At 60.5% G+C, this 17,523-nt stretch carries 19 protein-coding genes; 8 read left to right on the forward strand and 11 right to left on the reverse strand.

The features are described 5' to 3' along the window. Positions 1–3: 3 nt before the first annotated feature. Positions 4–1,413 (reverse strand): signal recognition particle protein, encoded by a 1,410-nt coding sequence (gene ffh, locus ACYVIT_RS19710; protein WP_415804178.1) that lies wholly within the window; start codon positions 1,411–1,413, stop codon positions 4–6. 111 nt (positions 1,414–1,524) lie between these two features. Between ffh and ACYVIT_RS19715 the strand changes: the two genes are divergently transcribed. The 4 genes from ACYVIT_RS19715 (at position 1,525) to ACYVIT_RS19730 (ending at position 3,934) form a co-directional block, all read left to right on the forward strand. Continuing rightward, positions 1,525–2,367: a cytochrome C assembly family protein gene (locus tag ACYVIT_RS19715; protein ID WP_415804179.1), complete on the forward strand. Its 843-nt coding sequence runs from the start codon at positions 1,525–1,527 to the stop codon at positions 2,365–2,367. Between the two features lies 1 nt (position 2,368). Continuing rightward, entirely contained in the window at positions 2,369–2,629 is a 261-nt protein-coding gene (locus ACYVIT_RS19720; protein WP_415804180.1) for a PP0621 family protein, read from the forward strand. 93 nt (positions 2,630–2,722) lie between these two features. After that, the gene (gene ampD / locus ACYVIT_RS19725; RefSeq protein WP_415804181.1) at positions 2,723–3,304 is read left to right on the forward strand and encodes a 1,6-anhydro-N-acetylmuramyl-L-alanine amidase AmpD; all 582 of its coding nucleotides are present in this window, start codon (positions 2,723–2,725) and stop codon (positions 3,302–3,304) included. A 9-nt stretch (positions 3,305–3,313) separates the two neighbouring features. Then, on the forward strand, positions 3,314–3,934 hold the full coding sequence (locus ACYVIT_RS19730) for a glutathione S-transferase family protein (protein WP_415804819.1): 621 nt from the start codon (positions 3,314–3,316) through the stop codon (positions 3,932–3,934). Here ACYVIT_RS19730 and ACYVIT_RS19735 read toward each other — a convergent pair. The 3 genes from ACYVIT_RS19735 to ACYVIT_RS19745 all read right to left on the reverse strand — a co-directional run bounded on the left by ACYVIT_RS19735 (position 3,926) and on the right by ACYVIT_RS19745 (position 6,078). Further along, the gene (locus ACYVIT_RS19735; RefSeq protein ID WP_415804182.1) at positions 3,926–5,188 is read right to left on the reverse strand and encodes a type II toxin-antitoxin system HipA family toxin; all 1,263 of its coding nucleotides are present in this window, start codon (positions 5,186–5,188) and stop codon (positions 3,926–3,928) included. The two genes, ACYVIT_RS19730 and ACYVIT_RS19735, sit on opposite strands and share 9 nt — an antisense overlap. Continuing rightward, positions 5,188–5,448: a helix-turn-helix domain-containing protein gene (locus ACYVIT_RS19740; protein WP_415804183.1), complete on the reverse strand. Its 261-nt coding sequence runs from the start codon at positions 5,446–5,448 to the stop codon at positions 5,188–5,190. The genes ACYVIT_RS19735 and ACYVIT_RS19740 overlap by 1 nt, the downstream gene beginning before the upstream one ends. A 138-nt stretch (positions 5,449–5,586) precedes the next feature. After that, complete coding sequence (locus tag ACYVIT_RS19745) at positions 5,587–6,078, reverse strand: MarR family winged helix-turn-helix transcriptional regulator (protein ID WP_415804184.1); 492 nt, start codon at positions 6,076–6,078, stop codon at positions 5,587–5,589. 177 nt (positions 6,079–6,255) lie between these two features. Here ACYVIT_RS19745 and ACYVIT_RS19750 point away from each other — a divergent pair, with 177 nt between their 5' ends. The 3 genes from ACYVIT_RS19750 (at position 6,256) to ACYVIT_RS19760 (ending at position 9,087) form a co-directional block, all read left to right on the forward strand. Next, a complete protein-coding gene (locus ACYVIT_RS19750) occupies positions 6,256–7,521 on the forward strand; it encodes a flavin-dependent oxidoreductase (protein ID WP_415804185.1) in 1,266 nt (421 codons plus the stop codon). Next, on the forward strand, positions 7,518–8,000 hold the full coding sequence (locus ACYVIT_RS19755) for a DUF3237 domain-containing protein (RefSeq protein WP_415804186.1): 483 nt from the start codon (positions 7,518–7,520) through the stop codon (positions 7,998–8,000). Before ACYVIT_RS19750 ends, ACYVIT_RS19755 begins: the two co-directional genes overlap by 4 nt. Positions 8,001–8,121: 121 nt before the next feature. After that, the gene (locus ACYVIT_RS19760) at positions 8,122–9,087 is read left to right on the forward strand and encodes a Bug family tripartite tricarboxylate transporter substrate binding protein (RefSeq protein ID WP_415804187.1); all 966 of its coding nucleotides are present in this window, start codon (positions 8,122–8,124) and stop codon (positions 9,085–9,087) included. 42 nt (positions 9,088–9,129) lie between these two features. Here ACYVIT_RS19760 and ACYVIT_RS19765 read toward each other — a convergent pair whose 3' ends face one another. Beyond that, the gene (locus tag ACYVIT_RS19765) at positions 9,130–10,407 is read right to left on the reverse strand and encodes an MFS transporter (RefSeq protein WP_415804188.1); all 1,278 of its coding nucleotides are present in this window, start codon (positions 10,405–10,407) and stop codon (positions 9,130–9,132) included. Positions 10,408–10,549: 142 nt separating this feature from the next. Between ACYVIT_RS19765 and ACYVIT_RS19770 the strand changes: the two genes are divergently transcribed. Then, on the forward strand, positions 10,550–11,284 hold the full coding sequence (locus tag ACYVIT_RS19770) for an ArsR/SmtB family transcription factor (RefSeq protein WP_415804189.1): 735 nt from the start codon (positions 10,550–10,552) through the stop codon (positions 11,282–11,284). Positions 11,285–11,288: 4 nt separating this feature from the next. Here ACYVIT_RS19770 and ACYVIT_RS19775 read toward each other — a convergent pair whose 3' ends face one another. The 6 genes from ACYVIT_RS19775 to ACYVIT_RS19800 form a co-directional block, all read right to left on the reverse strand. Continuing rightward, complete coding sequence (locus ACYVIT_RS19775; protein ID WP_415804190.1) at positions 11,289–12,248, reverse strand: tripartite tricarboxylate transporter substrate binding protein; 960 nt, start codon at positions 12,246–12,248, stop codon at positions 11,289–11,291. An 82-nt stretch (positions 12,249–12,330) separates the two neighbouring features. Further along, positions 12,331–13,737 (reverse strand): FAD-binding oxidoreductase, encoded by a 1,407-nt coding sequence (locus ACYVIT_RS19780; RefSeq protein ID WP_415804191.1) that lies wholly within the window; start codon positions 13,735–13,737, stop codon positions 12,331–12,333. Beyond that, on the reverse strand, positions 13,734–14,696 hold the full coding sequence (locus ACYVIT_RS19785) for a 2-hydroxyacid dehydrogenase (protein ID WP_415804192.1): 963 nt from the start codon (positions 14,694–14,696) through the stop codon (positions 13,734–13,736). Before ACYVIT_RS19785 ends, ACYVIT_RS19780 begins: the two co-directional genes overlap by 4 nt. Then, on the reverse strand, positions 14,693–15,370 hold the full coding sequence (locus tag ACYVIT_RS19790) for an RraA family protein (protein ID WP_415804193.1): 678 nt from the start codon (positions 15,368–15,370) through the stop codon (positions 14,693–14,695). Before ACYVIT_RS19790 ends, ACYVIT_RS19785 begins: the two co-directional genes overlap by 4 nt. Before the next feature lie 37 nt (positions 15,371–15,407). After that, entirely contained in the window at positions 15,408–16,385 is a 978-nt protein-coding gene (locus ACYVIT_RS19795; protein WP_415804194.1) for a Bug family tripartite tricarboxylate transporter substrate binding protein, read from the reverse strand. Positions 16,386–16,408: 23 nt separating this feature from the next. Next, the gene (locus ACYVIT_RS19800; RefSeq protein ID WP_415804195.1) at positions 16,409–17,506 is read right to left on the reverse strand and encodes an Ldh family oxidoreductase; all 1,098 of its coding nucleotides are present in this window, start codon (positions 17,504–17,506) and stop codon (positions 16,409–16,411) included. Positions 17,507–17,523 lie beyond the last annotated feature (17 nt).

The following is a 17,523-nucleotide window of genomic DNA, read 5'->3' on the forward strand; positions in this document are numbered from 1 at the left end:
GATTCAGCGCATCCCGCCAAAGCGCCCCAGGCCCTTCATCCCGCCCATGGCGCGCATCATCTTGGCCATACCGCCCTTTTTCATTTGCTTCATCATGCCCTGCATTTGCTCGAACTGGGACAGCAAACGGTTGACCTCTTGCACCGGGACGCCGGAGCCCGCAGCAATACGGCGTTTGCGCGAGGCCTTGATCAATTCAGGCTTGGCGCGTTCGGCAGCCGTCATCGAGTTCAGGATGCCTTCGGTACGGCGCAGCTGCTTTTCCGCCTGGCCGCCCTGCAGTTGACCGGCAGCCTGTTGAAACTGCGAAGGCAGCTTTTCCAGCAGCGACCCCATATCGCCCAGCTTTTTCACCTGGCCCAATTGCTCGCGGAAATCGTTCAGATCGAACTTGTTGCCCGATTTGAGCTTGGTCGCGAGCTTTTGCGCCTCGGCGATATCGATGTTCTTTTGTGCCTGCTCGACCAGCGACACAATGTCGCCCATGCCCAGCACGCGCTGCGCCATACGGTCGGGGTGGAAAGGCTCCAGGCCATCCAGTTTTTCCGAAACACCGACGAATTTCAGGGGTTTGCCAGTCACATGCCGCACGGACAGGGCCGCGCCGCCGCGTGCGTCACCATCCAGCTTGGTCAGCACCACCCCTGTCAGGGGCAGCGCGTCGGCAAAGGCCTTGGCGGTGTTGACCGCATCCTGCCCCTGCATCGCGTCGACCACGAACAGCGTTTCGACGGGTTTGACCAGATCGTACAGCGCGCGGATCTCGCGCATCATGGCTTCGTCGATACCCAGGCGGCCGGCCGTATCCAGAATCAGCACATCATAGTGATGGCGGCGGGCGTGATCGACGGCGTTGCGGGCGATGTCCTCGGGTTTCTGGCTGGGATCCGAGGGCAGGAAATCGATACCTGCCTGGGCCGCGACGGCCTTCAGCTGGTCGATAGCGGCCGGGCGATAAACGTCGGCACTAACCGTCAGAACCTTTTTCTTGCCGGTATTGCGGCCATTTTGGGTGTGATTGCCCTCGGCCAGCCAGCGGCCGAGCTTGCCGGTGGTGGTGGTTTTACCCGCCCCCTGCAAACCGGCCATCAGGATGATGGCGGGAGGCTGCACGGCCAGCGACAGGTCGCCGGCACCAGCGCCCAGGTCACCGCCCATCAGGGCGGTCAGCTCTTTGCTGACCACGCCCACCAGGGCTTGGCCAGGGCTGAGGCTGCCGACGACTTCTTCGCCCAGGGCTTTTTCTTTGACGCGTGCGACGAAATCGCGCACGACGGGCAAGGCTACGTCAGCCTCGAGCAGGGCCATGCGCACTTCGCGCAGCATTTCCTGCGTGTTGGCCTCGGTCAGGCGGGCTTCGCCGCGCAGCGTCTTGACGACGCGCGACAAACGTTGAGTCAGGTTATCGAGCATGAGAGGCGTTTCCGCTTACACTAGTTGATTGAACGGTGGCCCGGGCAGCAGGGGGTTTTCACCCCTGCCAGCGACTAGCGCCTGAGAGGCCCCATCCAGACAACGGTTTTTATGTCATTAGGCATTGTATTTCACGCAGCGGCCGCCCTGGCCTACGCCGTGCTCGGCGGGGCCCTCTGGTGGCGCCTGAAAGGTGCAGGCAGCGTCGAAAAAGCGGGCAAAGTCGCCCGTGCGAGCCTGCTGGGCGCCCTGGTTCTGCACGGTATCGGCTTGTATCAGGCCATGCTGGGCGGCTCGCATCTGTTCATCGGATGGGCGCTCGCCCTGTCCGCCACGGTATGGCTGGGCATGGTGGTGTTCTGGCTGGAAAGCCTGCTGGTTCACATTGACGGGCTGCAGCTACTGCTATTGCCAGCCGCCACGGTGATCTGCGCCCTCGCGGCGCTGTTTCCCCAGGGGCAGCTCGTCCCCCACGCCGAAGACAGTTCCCTGCGCGTGCACCTGCTCATTGCCCTGGCGGCCTATGCCCTGATCACGGTGGCGGCCCTGCACGCCCTGCTAATGGCCCTGCTCGACCGCCACCTGCACCGTCCGCTCGAAGCCCCTGCGGAACGCAGCCTCATCGGCCGCGTCCTCGATGCCCAGGCGCCGCTACTCGTCCAGGAACGGCTGTTGTTTCGTGTCATCTGGATCGGCTTCGCTGTCCTGACGGCCGCCGTCATCACCGGCTCCATCGCCTCGATGGACCTGACGGGCAAGATCCTGCCCTTTGACCACAAAACGGTTTTCACACTGTTGTCATGGTTGACCTTTGGAGTATTACTGCTGGGCCGCCACATTCGCGGCTGGCGCGGCCGCGTCGCGTTGCGCTGGACACTGACCGGATTCGCCTTTCTAATCCTGGCCTACACCGGCAGCCGGTTTGTACTGGAAGTCATTCTTCATCGGAGTTGAAGTGGGCAAGTTGTTAATCTGGGTCGTCATCATCCTGGCGGTCATGGTGGTGATGCGCATCGTGTCGGCCCGCAATAGCGCCAGGCGCAGCGCCGCAGCCAAGCCTCCCCCGAGCGCCCCTGCGCGCCAGCCCGGCAGCGGCCCCGTCGAATCCATGGTGCGCTGTGCGCACTGCGGCGTGCATTTGCCGCGCTCAGAGGCGCTGCTGATCGCAGGCAAGACCTGGTGCAGCAACGAGCACGCGCGATTGGGCAAGCGTTAACCTGATCACACATGCCGTAACGTGGCATCCAGTTGATGCATCAAGCAAGGCAGGCATAATTAGGCTTACAGTTACCATTAACGAGCCGCATCTATGTCTTTACAGCTTGATCGACACGGGTGGCTGAGGCCTGCTCCTGCGGTGCGCCTGCTACCCTCGCCCAACCATGACGCGCGCCCTGCCGGGTCCACGGTTTCATTACTGGTCATCCACAACATCAGCCTGCCGCCGAACCAATTTGGCGGCCCGCACGTCGCCGGTTTGTTTCTGAACCGCCTGGACTATTCCGCCCACCCCTGGCTCGAACGACTGCGAGGCCTGCGGGTATCAGCGCATTTCTTCATCAGGCGTGACGGCCAGATCGTACAATTCGTATCGACCGACAAGCGGGCCTGGCACGCTGGCGTCTCGCGATTTGAAAACCGCGAACGCTGCAATGATTTTTCTCTGGGCATCGAACTCGAGGGCACGGACTTCCTGCCCTACACTGATGCCCAGTACACCAGTCTGGCCAAACTGACCCGCGTGTTGCGCACCCGCTATCCGCTGCGCGCGGCGTGGGGCCACGAGCACATTGCCCCAGGGCGCAAGACCGACCCTGGGCCCGCATTCAAGTGGTCGCGCTTTGGCCGTATGACTGGCTTTGCGCGGCGCCAACTTGCGCCGCAAACCTAAGGAATCATGATGCTGAAAATCTGGGGACGTTCAAGCTCGGTCAATGTACAAAAAGTCATGTGGACCGTGCGCGAACTCGCGCTGCCGCACACCACGGAACAAGTCGGCGGCAAATTCGGTGGCCTGGACACGCCCGAATACGGCGCCATGAACCCCAACCGCAAAGTCCCCGTCATCGACGACGGCGGCCTGATCCTGTGGGAATCCAATGCCATCGTCCGCTACCTGGCGGCACGCTACAGCGAAGGCACCCTCTGGCCCACCGACGTCGCCGTGCGGGCGCAGGCCGACCGCTGGATGGACTGGACCGCGACCGAATGGCAGTCTGCTATGGGCCCGGCATTTCTGGGCCTGATCCGCACACCTGAAGATCAACGCAATCACGCGGCCATCGAAGCATCGACGCGCAAAACCAACAGCCTGGGCCTGATCCTGGAAAGCGCCCTGCAAAACAAGGAATACATCGCCGGCAGCCATCTCACCATGGCCGACATCGTCCTGGGCTGCGTTGCTCACCGCTGGCTGGCGATGCCGATCGAGCGTCCCGCGACACCCGCCTTGAACGTCTGGTACCGCCGCCTGATGATGCGCCCGGCGACGCAGGGCGTGCTGACGCTGCCCCTATCGTAATTCCCACCGAGCCACATGTTTGCGCGTATTGCTGCGGATCCACTGCTCCAATCGTTCAAGCAACGTATGCTCCGTACCTGGCCGAGTCTGATTCCGTAACTCCGCGGCTACCTGCCCCAATGCGGCAGGCAACTGCTCGGCCAACTCACGTCCTGCCCGCAATACATAACGATCTGAAAAACCGAGATCCTGCGACAAACCCTGCAGTTGTTCCACACCGATCTTGCCGGGCAGCGCCTCACCACCGATCCGAAATGCGAACCGTCGCGATAACCCGGGATAGATAGCCGTACACATCAAATCGTAGAACGGCGTCATCCGCCAGGCGTCTCCGGTATCCTGCATCACCGATAGATTCTTGGCGTGACTATCGTTATTACCCACGAACAAGTTAAAGAACACCCAGCGCACGAATCGTTGCATATCCTGCGCCTTCACCCCCATGCGCCGCAGGATTTCGCGACATTGCGCCAGTGTCGGACCGCCATCGCTCTCGTACTTCACCGCCGATGGCGTGCCCGCCAGTTGGCACAAATCCAGCTGATGCAGCCGAGCCAAGCCTCCTGCCCCATCAGCCCTGCGGTCATATCGTCGCACCAGACAAGCACGCGTATCCGGTTGATACTCGACCTCGGCTGCTTGCAGCCCCAGCGCCGAGGCCAGCTTCATGACCATCGCTTCATTCAATGCCGATGACCAGACTCCGTCCAAACCGCGAATATCTGGTTTGAGAATATGCGACGAGGGTGCCGTGCCTTGCGGAATCGCTGGAACACCATCCGGCAGCACCATCAGCAATAGCTTGTCCTGTGCCCCCGCCAAAGATATGCGAGTGCCTTCCGCGTTTTCGGCAGCCAAGGCGGGGATCACTGCGTGCTGCAACTGCTGGGCAATATCCACCCACGTCGTCGGCCGATAACCGGGTGGTGCCGGTTTTTCGCCTTGCGGCACAATCGTCAACCCACTTGCGGTATCTCCGCCTACACTGCGCAGCAACCCAAATGCCGTGCTGGCATGGCGGCTGACGGACAAAAACCGCCGGATATGCCCCTCTGGCAGCAGGTTTTCGAAATACGCGAGCACATGGTCACCAACGTGATCTTGTTGCCCTAAACCGAGGCTCGGCGCGATCGGCCTCGCCTCGGACCACGTCAACCAAGCCGGATCATAGCGAAACCGCAAAGGCTGCTCGTCAAAAAGACGCCCGACACAACGTCCTGCGGCATAGACATCCAACGCATCCACTGTCGCCATCAAAAATCCCCGCGTTTACGTTGAATCACAACCTCTAATCCCAGCAGATCCAACATGTCGAGCACCTTTTGCAACTGCAACGTCGGCTTGCCTCGCTCCAGATCGACCACAAATCGGTTGCCCGTCCCAGCAAGCCCAGCCAAGTCTGTCTGGAGCAAGGCTTGATCCGCTCGTACCGTTTTGACGAGTCTGCCCAACTCTGCGGCAGTGCGGACCTTGGTCGGTGCGTACACATCGAGCGGTATCGAATCGGTTGCCATGATTGTGCCTTCCTAATTCCCGATCGGTAATTTTATGTGGCCTGACGGGTCGATGTCGACCAAAAATTACCGATCGGGAATTTTAATATTCAAAAAACGACACTCCCTGGAAAATATTCCCGATCGGTAATTTCGAATTCACCCAAGCCGCCCCAACAACACGATCAGTTGCTCACGCTCGGCATCACTCAATTGCGCGCTGATACGTTGATCATGGGCCTTTACCGCACGAGTGACACTGTTATACGCACGCCGCCCGGCGGACGTCAGTGTCAACGCATAGGCCCGCTTGTCTGCTGCCGCATCGCGGCGCGTGACGTAGCCCATCGCCTGCAACTGATCCACCAATTGCACAGCGCCCGAGCGCGCGATACCGAGAATACGCGCGAGGTCAGTAAGCTTCAACTCTGCATTCTCGGCGATCAACGTCAACGCCGAGAATCGCTGCGGCGTAATGTCCCATGGCGCCAACGCCGCCAGAAAATCCTCGTAAATAGAAATCTGTGCCCGCCGGATGGCATAGCCCACCAGCGAGTCCAAGGCGCCGTATTCGATACCGGCGACATGCGGATCGAAGTGTTCGCCACGGGCAGCGGGTCGGCGCGGGCGCGATGCAGAGGCGGAAGGCATGGCTATGAAAGAGATCAAAGGGAACTACACACTACCTGAGACCAGCGGATAACGCTACCTGCCGAACCGTGTTTCGTACGGGTTAGTACCAGTGCCGATGCAGACACCCAATTTGTTATGGTACATAACAATATAAATTGACGGCATACGCTGGACCCGCAAGTTGGAGAGAGACCCATGAATATCGTGATTGCCGGCGGCGGCATAGGTGGGCTGACGCTGGCCCTGATGCTGCATCAGCGAGGCATCAACAGTCGCGTCTATGAGAGCACGCAAGAACTGCGTCCGCTGGGCGTGGGTATCAACCTGCTACCCCACGCCGTAAACGAACTGGAGCCTCTGGGCCTCTTGGATACGCTGGCCGAACACGCCATCCCGACATCCGCACTGCACTACTACAACAAGCTCGGCCAGCCCATTTGGCAAGAACCACGCGGCCTGAAAGCGGGCTATCCGCTGCCGCAGTTCTCGATACATCGTGGCGAGTTTCAGATGCTGCTGGCCGCAGCCGTACGCGCGCGGCTCGGCGACGATGCCATCGTCACCGGCGTGGTGTTGGAATCTGCAGAGAATGACGGCAATACAGCGCGTGCGCATTTCCGCAACCGCGCCGATGGCTCGTTGCACACTGCGGTGGGCGATGCCGTGATCGGCGCCGACGGCATCCATTCGGCCTTGCGCAAACAGTTTTATCCCACCGGCGACGAGCCACGATTCTCTGGCCGCATGCTGTGGCGCGCCGTCACCGAGGCTTCGCCCTATCTGGATGGCTGCACGATGTTCATGGCGGGCCATCAGGATCAGAAGTTTGTCTGTTATCCCATCTCGGCTCCCTTGCATCGCCAAGGCCGTTCGCTCATCAACTGGATCGCCGAGCTGGCTATTCCCGATGCGACGCTGCCTGCCACCGACTGGAATCGCCGCGTAGACAAATCCGTGTTTGCCGATCGATTCGCCGACTGGCGTTGGGACTGGATTGACATTCCCTCGATCATCGACGGCGCGCAGGCCATCTACGAATTCCCGCTCGTCGATCGCGATCCCCTGCCGCGCTGGACCAAAGGCCGTCTCACGTTGCTAGGCGACGCAGCACACCCCATGTATCCCATAGGCTCGAACGGCTCAGCACAGGCCATCCTGGATGCACGCTGTCTGGCAAACAGCCTGGCTCAGGCACAACAAGGCAACGTCCGCGCACTCGAGACGGCCCTGCTCGAATACGAAGCAGAACGTCTACCGCGCACCGCAGGCATCGTGCTGCGCAATCGCCTGAACGGCCCCGAGCAAGTCATGCAAATGGCCGAAGAGCGCGCCCCGCAAGGCTTTGCCAACATCGCCGACGTCATCCCCGAACACGAACTGCAAGCCGTATCGCTGCGCTATAAGCAGCTGGCGGGCTTTGATCCCGCCGCGCTGCGCCGTCACACCGGAGAAAAAAAATGAACGCCGCTACCCCAACCGAGCCCACGCCTCCGAAACTCGAACACCTCGCCACGCTGCACGTACAAGTCGGCCCGCCGCAAGAGGTTGGAGACACCCCGCAGGGCCGTCGCCGCGTCATTCCGATTCTGGGCGGCACCGTCACAGGCCCCAAGCTCAACGGCACCATCCTGCCCGGCGGCGCGGATTTTCAGTCGATCCGTTCAGCCACGTATACCGATATTCACGCACGCTACGTGATCGAAACGACCGACGGGCATCGCGTATATGTCGAGAACACAGGTATCCGCACCGGCAGCGCCGAAGACATCGCGAAACTGGCCCGCGGCGAAAAAGTCGATCCATCGCGCATCTACTTTCGCAGCTATCCACGATTCGAAACGGCCGCGCCTGAATTGAGCTGGTTGCACGAACAGATATTCATCGGCACCGGCGCACGCTTTCCCGATCACGTTGAGTTGTGCTTTTACCGAGTTTGCTGAGAAAGCGTTGACGGTTCTATCAGCCGCCCCCATCCCCACGCTCATCACACCACTGTTCCATCAATACTTATCGCCACCAGCAACGTACTGGCAGCTCACATCACCGACACGGAGACATCCCATGCCATCCCTCCTGCGCCGACTGCTCGTCACAGCCATGCTGTGCTTGCCCGCCATCTCCCTCGCACAGTATCCGAACGCGCCCATACGCCTGAACGTCGGCTTCCCGCCCGGCACAGGACCTGACATTGTTGCTCGCACGCTCTCGCAGCAACTGGGCGAACGTCTGAAACAAAGCGTCGTCGTAGAAAACCGCGCAGGCGCGGGCGGCCAGATCGCCGCACAAACCGTTGCTCGCAGCCCGGCCGATGGCTACACCCTGCTATTGGGCGAAGTCGGATCCATCAGCATTTCACCTGCTACGTATAACAACCTGAACTACGATCCGGCCAAAGACTTTGCACCGATTTCCGAAGTAGTACGCGCCGATTTCGTCCTGGTCGTACCCGCGAGCTCACCCTATCAAACGCTGGCCGACTTCATCAAGGCCGGCAAGGCCTCAAAGGACCGCGTGAACTTCGGCACATTCGGCGCGGGCACACCGGGCCATTTTGGCGCTGAACTGTTCGCACGCGAAGTCGGCATGCAAATCGAACCCGTCCATTACCGATCCACCGGTGATGCCGTGTCCGGATTGGTCTCGGGCAGCGTACAAGCCGAATTCGTCACCACCGCCTTGGCCGCACCACAAGTAAAAGGCGGCAAAATGCGCGCCCTGGCCATCACAGGTGCCAAGCCCTCCAGCGCCCTACCCGGAGTGCCCACCTTTGTCCAAGCCGGCTACGGAAAAGTCGACTTCGGCGCATGGTTCGCTCTGTTCGCCCCGGCGGGCACGCCCGCAGACATTCTGGATCGCCTGCAAACAGAAAGCGCTGCTGCGCTGCGCACCCCCGAAGCCGCAAAAACGCTAGGAGATGCGGGCTTTATCGTAGTGGGGTCCACGCGGCAAGATCTGCAACGCCTGCTAGACAGCGAAGCCCGACGCTGGTCTGCCGTCGTCAAGGCCACGGGATTCAAGGCCAATTGATATCGAGCCGGACGCAAAGCGTAGAAGTCAGCTTTGCGTCTGTCATCTGCTGTCACGACGCCGGCCCACCAAGAATACGAGAGCGGCCGCCAACTGAATCACCATCGCCGTCACAAAAAGCGCACTCGCTTGATGTCCAATAGCAACCGGCGCATCGACTGCAGACTGCTGCAACGCCCCAAAAATAGCCGGCGCAAACGCATAAGTCCCCTGGCTGATCGCCACAATCAACGCCACCACGCGCGGCACATCCTGTGATGCAAAGTCCGTTTGTGCGATCAAGGGCGGCAACGACGTAGCATTACCGATCCCCGCCCCCAACAACGCGACACCTACCACCAAGGGCCAAACAGCACCCGCCGGCGCGACCAACAACACCGCAGAGCCGATCGCCTGCATGAAATAGCTGGCCGCCGCGATCGTGCGTCGATCTCCTACATAGCCCATCGCCCGTGCCGCCACCATGCGGCCGATAATGGCGCACGCCGTGCCCCCTCCCATCAACCACCCTGCGGGCTGCGCACCAAGCATCGGCAGCAACAGTTTGAACAGATGTGCCAGCAAACCAATCTGTGCAAACAAGCCGATTGCCATCCCTAACGACAGCGTGACAAAGGCGCGATCCCGCCACAGTGCCCTGCCCGATAGCACACCACGCGCTGACGACGAGGCCTTGCCTACCGTCTCGTGCGCAGTCACGCGGCCATCCAGCGATTGCCCCTCGCTCTGTGGAGTCTTGGAGAAAACCGTCACACTCAACGCCGCGATGACCGTGATCATCACCACCCCGACCAGCCCTGCTGCCGCAGGAAACCCCAGGCCGTGTATCAGCGCGACCCACAAGGGCGCAAAAATCGCCCCGCCGATACTGGCGCCGTTATATGCTTTGGCCAGCGCAGAGGGCCGGCCCGCGGCGTACCATCGCGCAATCACCGCATTGACGGCCACCGCACCCATCATCACCCAGCCCGAACCACTGACCAGGGCCGCCACAAACAATTGCCAGGGTTGCGCAGCCATCGCCCAGCCAAACACGCCCAGCGCCGTACACACCGCCCCTACCGCAATACTCGGCGCCAATCCCAACCGGGCATGCACGCGTGGCAAATTCGCCACCACCAATGCGCCGAACAAAAAATGGACCGTCACTGCCGTCGACACCCATTGCAACGACCATCCCGTACGCGCAATCACCTCGGCCAGATAAATCGAAGGCCCGTAAAAACCCACGCCCCAGCCGAACATGGCCATCACAAACGCCGCCCGGATCACCCAGGGCCCGAAAAAACGATACTGTGGTAACGCAAATTCGTTAGCCATCCCGTAGACGCTCCAAAGAATCAGAGCCCACACTGTGCCGTGTGTCGACGCGCCTATGCTACGGTCCAGACCGTAGTATCGCCAGCAAAAAAAATTGCTAAGCTGACTGAAATCCAAAAACGGATTTATCACAGGAGCCGTCATGGTCAGCACCGCCTCACTCGCCGAAACCGCCGCCCTCATCGGCGACCTGGCGCGCGCGAACATGCTCGCCGCCCTCATGGATGGCCGCGCCCTGACCGCCTCCGAGCTCGCTCACATCGCCGGCATCTCGCCTCAGACCGCCAGCGGACATTTGGCAAAACTGACTGACGCAGGACTCTTAGCCCGGGAAAAACAAGGCCGTCATCACTATCACCGCCTTGCTACCCCATCGGTCGCCCGCATGCTGGAACAGATCATGTCCGTCTCCATCGAGCGCGAACAAGGCGCCGCAGCGCGAGGCCCCCGCGTCATCACCGGGCCGCGCGACAAGGCGTTACGCTACGCCCGCACCTGCTACGACCATCTGGCCGGTGAAATTGCCGTGGCGATCACCGACAGCATGGTCGACGCGGGGCACATCGAATTAACGGCCGAGGTAGGAGCATTGACGCCAAAGGGCGTCGACGCACTCGCGATCTTGGGCATGGATATCGACAGCATCAGCATCGAATCCAAGCCCAAAAGATCCGGCCGCGTATTCTGCCGCGCATGCCTGGACTGGAGCGAGCGCCGCCACCATATCGCAGGCACGCTCGGTGCTGCGATGCTATCGCACTACGTAAAGCAAGACTGGGTGAGGCGCCTGGAGGGCACGCGTGCCGTAGCCGTCACACCCAGCGGATATGCTGCCTTTGACAAGGCATTCAAACTGTCATTGCGACAATCAACATAGCGCGTCACTCAACCCATGGCGTCTTGGCCCAGATGTCACGCAAACGGGCATCATCGCCTTTCAGCCGCTCTTGCCACTGCGGCCCATCGAGATAATCCATTTCCGTAAACTGCTGCTTCATCTGCGCTTGAAAATCGGGATTGGCCGCCACCTTGCCCAATGCCTGACGCAATTTCTCCGATACCTCCGGCGGTAAATTCTTGGGTGCCACAATACCGCGCTCGGATGCAAACACCAGATCGACACCCTGCTCCTTGAATGTCGGCACATCCTGGCCCAGCGGCGAGCGCTTTTCGCTGGCCTGCGCCAGCACACGCATATTCTTGCCGTGATACGGCATGACCTCGCCCAGATTCAGCCCACCGATCACAGTATGGCCACCCAGCACGGCACTGCGCAGCGGCCCCGCGCCGTTGTAAGGCACATGGTTCAACTTGGTTCCCGTCAAACTCTGGAACAGCACCAATGCCAGATGATCATCGGTCCCCACACCGGTAGAGCCATAGCTTATCGACCCGGGATTCGCGCGGGCGTCGGCGATCAGCGACTCCAGCGTCTGATAGGGACTGTTGCTGGCGACGCTGAATGCGCTCGGATCACGTACCAAATTCGCCAAATACGTGAAATCAGCCGTGGTAAACCCCGCATCGCGCTCGATCGGTAACGACACCAACCCCGGCATATTCGTCATGGCCAGCGTGTAACCATCCGGCTTGGCGCGAGCCACGTAAGACAGCGCAATAGCACTGGACGCCCCGGGCTTGTTTTGCACGACCACTGTCGTTCCCAGCTCTTTCTCCAAAAACACGGCCAGCGATCGAGCCGTGATATCCGTGCCACCGCCGGGCGCAAACCCCACGATCAGCTCAATGGGCCGATCCGGCCAGGCCCAGGCCGGCAGTGTGGCGCACAGCGTTGCCACCGAAAATACCGCGCGCGCAATGGACTTGCATGAATGAAACATGACTATTCTCCTGGATATGAATAAGAATGAAGGCCGCCGGAACATGACTCTGTAAAGAGCATCTGTATCCAACGACAGGACGCTATGGCCAAGGGGGCAATACCTTGCCGGGGTTCATCACGCTTTGCGGGTCCAGTGCTGTTTTGATTCGGTGCATCAAGGCCAGCTCGACATCGTTTTTGTAGCGCCGCAAATCCTCGATGCGGCGTTGGCCAATACCTTGTTCAGCGCTGACGGATCCGCCTGCCGCATGCACACGATCGTGGACGAGACGTTGGATATCCGCCTCCACTGCACCTGGCGCCGGCAAGAGGTTGTAGTGCAGATTACCGTCACCCAGATGACCAAAAACGCGCATCTCCACACCGGGAAACGCAGCAGCCAAAGCCTGATCCGTACCGCGTACGAACTCAGGAATCCTGGAGGTCGGCAATGAAATATCGTGCTTGACGCACGCCGGTGCCAACGCGAGCGCCAGCGTGATGCTCTCGCGCAAGGTCCAGAACTCGACACTCTGCGACTCGGACATCGCCACGACGACATCCTGTACCTCGCCGGCCTCCAGTGCTGCGGACAATACCGCCTCTAACTGATCCTGCGAGTGCTGTTCGCTTTCGTTATCCGATAACTCCAACAGCACGCACCACGAATGCTCCGCCGTCGCCGAAAAAGGTAGACGCTGTTGCGGAAAAGCCGTTGTCACATCCCACAGACAGTGCATTGACATGACTTCAAACGCAGTCAGGCCTGCCCCAAACCCCGCTCGGGCACGCTGCAACAGCGATAAAGCCTCGTGCAGTCCGGACGTCACCGCCAATGCCGTGCGCTGTGCGCGTGGCAAGGGAAAAAGTTTCAACACCGCAGCCGTAATGACACCGAGTGTGCCCTCGCTGCCGATATACAGATCGCGCAAGTCATATCCCGTATTGTCTTTGCGCAGGCAACGCAGTCCATGCCAGATTTCGCCTTGCGGCGTGACGACCTCCAACCCCAGCGCGAGCTCCCGTGCATTGCCGTACCGCAATACCTGTGTTCCACCCGCATTCGTCGCCAGATTGCCGCCGATCGTGCAGCTGCCTTCTGCCCCTAATGACAGAGGAAATAATCGACCTGCCTCGCGCGCGGCCTGTTGGACGGCTTGCAACACACAACCCGCCTCTACCGTAATGGTGTCGGTATCCAGATCGATATTGCGTACGCTGTTCATACGCAACAATGACAACACCACCGCACGGCCGCTGTCATCGGGCGTGGCAGCGGCCACTTGACCGGTATTTCCTCCCTGGGGTACCACCGGCACGCCGGCTGCCGCACATCGCCGCACGACCTGTGCAACCTCGTCGCGACTGGCCGGCCGCACAACTGCCAATGCACGGCCCGTGATGGCGCGACGCCAATCGGTCAAATACGGATCGGCGTCGTTTCCCGTCAGCACATGGCCCTCGCCGACGCACGCCGCCAGATCCGCCAACAGCACTGACGGTGTCATGGCGTCTGCTCCCGCATTACCGGCGTCAACAATCTGCCGGACTGCATGAACGCGACGACGTTGTCCCACACCAGATCAGCCATCGCCGCCCGCGTTTCCCGCGTAGCACTGCCCACGTGAGGCATCAGCGACACCTGATCCAGCGCGGCGAATTCCGTCGCGGATGCGGGCTCCTGCTCCAACACATCCAAACCCGCGCCGCCTAGTTCGCCCTCGCGCAGCGCCGCTATCAACGCAGCTTGATCGACCACACTGCCCCGCGCGATATTGACCAGAATGCCCTGCGGCCCCAACGCGCGAATCACTGACGCATTCACCAGATGCCGCGTACTCGGCCCGCCCACACAGGCGACGACAAGAAAATCAGCCCACACCGCCAGATCAACCAGCGACGCCTCATAACCATAAGGAGCCTGCGCACGCGGCGTCCGATTGTGATAACGGACCTCCATCTCGAAACCCGATGCGCGCCTGGCAATCGCCTCGCCGATGCGACCCAGCCCTAAAACACCTAATCGTTTTCCCGATACTTTAGTGGCCAGTGGGAACTGCCCCAGCTCACGCCATTGCCCTGCCTTCACATAACGATCGCCCACCGCGGTACGCCGCGCTGCAGACAACAACAGCGCCCACGCGAGATCGGCCACACAATCATCCAGCACATCGGGGGTAGTGCTCACCTCGACATGACGCTGCGCCGCCGCCTGCAGATCCAAGGTATCGTGGCCGACGCCCCAGCTGCATACAGCCTTTAACGCGGGCAGCGCGTCAAACATGGCACGCGTAAATCCATATCGGACTGAGGTTACCGCCACGCGCACGCCCTGCAGCGCCTCGGGATATGCCATCATTCCCTGTGGGGAATGCCAGGTTTGCAGGACCCGATAGTGCGCCGCCAGACGATCATCAAACACCTGCCCCAGCGATGCCACCTGGACGATGTCGTACGCTGCTGTCACTTCCCCGCTCCCGTGCTCGCCGGGATATAGTTGGCTGCAGCGGCCGCCTCCGCGAATGACATGCCTTCGCGGACGCTTTGCTCCACGCGCTCGTCTACCGCCAGCGCCTCTTGCGCGGCGACCAACACCTCGTCCACACGCCCCCGCGGAATCACCACCAGACCGGTGTCGTCGCCGACCACCAGATCGCCTTCCTCGACCTCGACGCCCCCTATCGTGACTGGCTCACCCATGGCCTGCAGACGCAATCGCGTCTTGCCTGTCAACGGCGTGACATGGCGGCTGGCGAGCCACAGGCCCGTTGCCTGGATTTCGTCCACATCACGGCATGCGCCGTCGATCACGACAGCAGTCGCATCCCGCTTCGAGGCTGCCAAGGATGCAATACCGCCAAAGGTCGAGATGCATGTGCCACCCGCATCGACCATCAACACCCGGCCAGGGCCGGTGGCGGCGACGAGCCGGCCTACCGCAAAATCTGCCTTCTCAAAATCCCCCAGCTCTCCCCATACATGCCTGGCGGTCACCGCAAACCCCACGATGCGCCCCAGCCCTGCCCGACGCGTAATCCCTTGCGTGACGCCCGCGATACCCAACGTATCCATCGCGTCCGCCCACGTGCTAGTGCCGATTGCCGCGCAACGCGCCAACAACGCCTGATCCGAATCACTCATGCTTGGTTCTCCTCTCGACTATGTGCCGTATCACCGATCAATCGATCTGCGCGCCTGAGAGCTTTACGCCTTCTGCCCAACGAGCAGCCTCGTCGTTGATAAATGCCTGGAATTCCTTGGGCGAACTATTGTTCACATCGCCACCCATGTCCTGCAGCTTCTTCGTCATATCGGGGGTTGAGACGATCTTGGCGACGTCGCGATAGATTTTTTCGCGCAGCCCGTCCGGCATGCTGGCGGGCGCAAACAACCCAAACCAGGTAGCTGCCTCAAAATCCTTCATGCCGCTTTCTTCCATGGTCGGCACCTGCTTGATCGCATCGACCCGGCGAGAATGCGCCAGCGCGATGGCATGCAGCTTTCCAGACTGAATGTGCGGCAACGCCGCCGACAAGGTCACGAATGCCATCTGTACCTGTCCACCAATCAAGTCGGTCAGCATCGGCGCATCGCCCTTGTACGGCACGTGCACCAGATTGATTCCGGTTCTCGCCTTGAAGAGTTCGCCCGTCAGGTGCTGTGGCGTACCGTTTCCCGTCGAGGCCATGCTTAGCCCATCGGGTGATTTCTTGGCGTAGGCGATCAGTTCGTCCAGATTCTTTGCAGGCAAAGACGGCGTAGTCACCAATACCAGCGGAATCGTTGACGTCAACGTAATCGGCGCAAAATCCTTCAGCGGATCGTAGTTGAGCTTCTTATAGAGGCTGGCGCTGATCGTATGCGCGGCTGTCGTCATATACAGCGTGTAGCCGTCTCCAGGAGCGCGCGCCACGGCTTCGGCAGCGACCGTCGTTCCTGCGCCTGGACGATTGTTGACGACGACTTGCTGCCCCCATTCCGCTGGCAACTTTTCTGCGATCAACCGTGCAATCACATCCGTAGCACCACCCGGCGGATACGGCACGACCAGCGTGACCGGTTTATTGGGATAGTCTGCAGCCAGCGCGGTTGGCGCTGCCAGGCCCATACTCAGAGCCGCACACACACCGATAATACCTTTCAGCTTCTTCATCATCCTGTCTCCGTGCTAGGTTGTTGTCATGACTGCTGAAGCAGATACGCCGCACCGCTGCGGCTGCATATATCCCGAATATGCGCGTCCAGCGTCTCGGGGATGGGGATACCTTCACGCATGCGTTTTTCGTGGGTCATCGCCTCGGGATCTCCGGCGACGAGAACGGGCTCGTCCGGATTGGCCGCCGTTGTCGCGTGCATCGTGTCGATGACCGCATCCAGATCACGCTCGAACTCGTCTTCGTCACGAAACGCCCTGGGATCGATCGCCATAAAGAAATGGCCGATATTGTCGGGATCGCCCTGTTTTTGCGTCCGATTGCGGATAGGAGAAAACGACCCGCCCATCAACGTGCCCGCCAGGATATGCACCATCATGGCCAAGCCATAGCCTTTGTGGCTTCCTAACTCCAATGACCCGCCGAGTGGCGTCAACCCTCCATCGGGCTGTTTAAAGACATAGTCCATGCCGACATGCGGATCGCGCACGACCTGCCCTGACCGATCGACCACCCATCCTGCCGGCATGGTCTTGTCGTTCAGGTGATAGACCTTTACCTTGTTCGCCGCCACCGTGGTCGTAGACATGTCCAGCACAAAAGGCCGATTGCGCCCGGCGGGTGCTGCAAACGCCAGGGGATTGGTGCCCAGCACAGGCACCGATGCCCGCGGCGGCACCAGCGATATACCGCGGGTCGCGGTGGTGACCATCCCTATCACGCCTCGAGCACTCGCCATCCGCGCATACAACCCCGCAGCGCCGAAATGATGCGAATTACGAACCCCCACAATGCCTACGCCATGCAGCAGAGCTTTGTCGATCGCCAGATTCATGGCCATGGACGATACGGGGTGTCCCAGACTCGCGCCGCCATCCAACAATGCCGTGCATCCTCGATCACGCACTACCGTCGGCCTGGCTTGCAATGACAGCATGCCGGCGTTACGCATCTCCTCGTACATCATCAGCATCGACACGCCGTGCGAATCCACACCGAGCAGATCCGTCTCGACCATGATGTCTGCCGCCACCTGGGCCAGATCCGATGCCATTTCCCAAGCGTTCAAAATACTCAGGATTTGTTGACGAACACGATCTGCATCCACATGCATGATGTTCATGCCTACCTCCTCATTTT

The sequence above is a fragment of the Bordetella muralis genome, assembly GCF_054781015.1.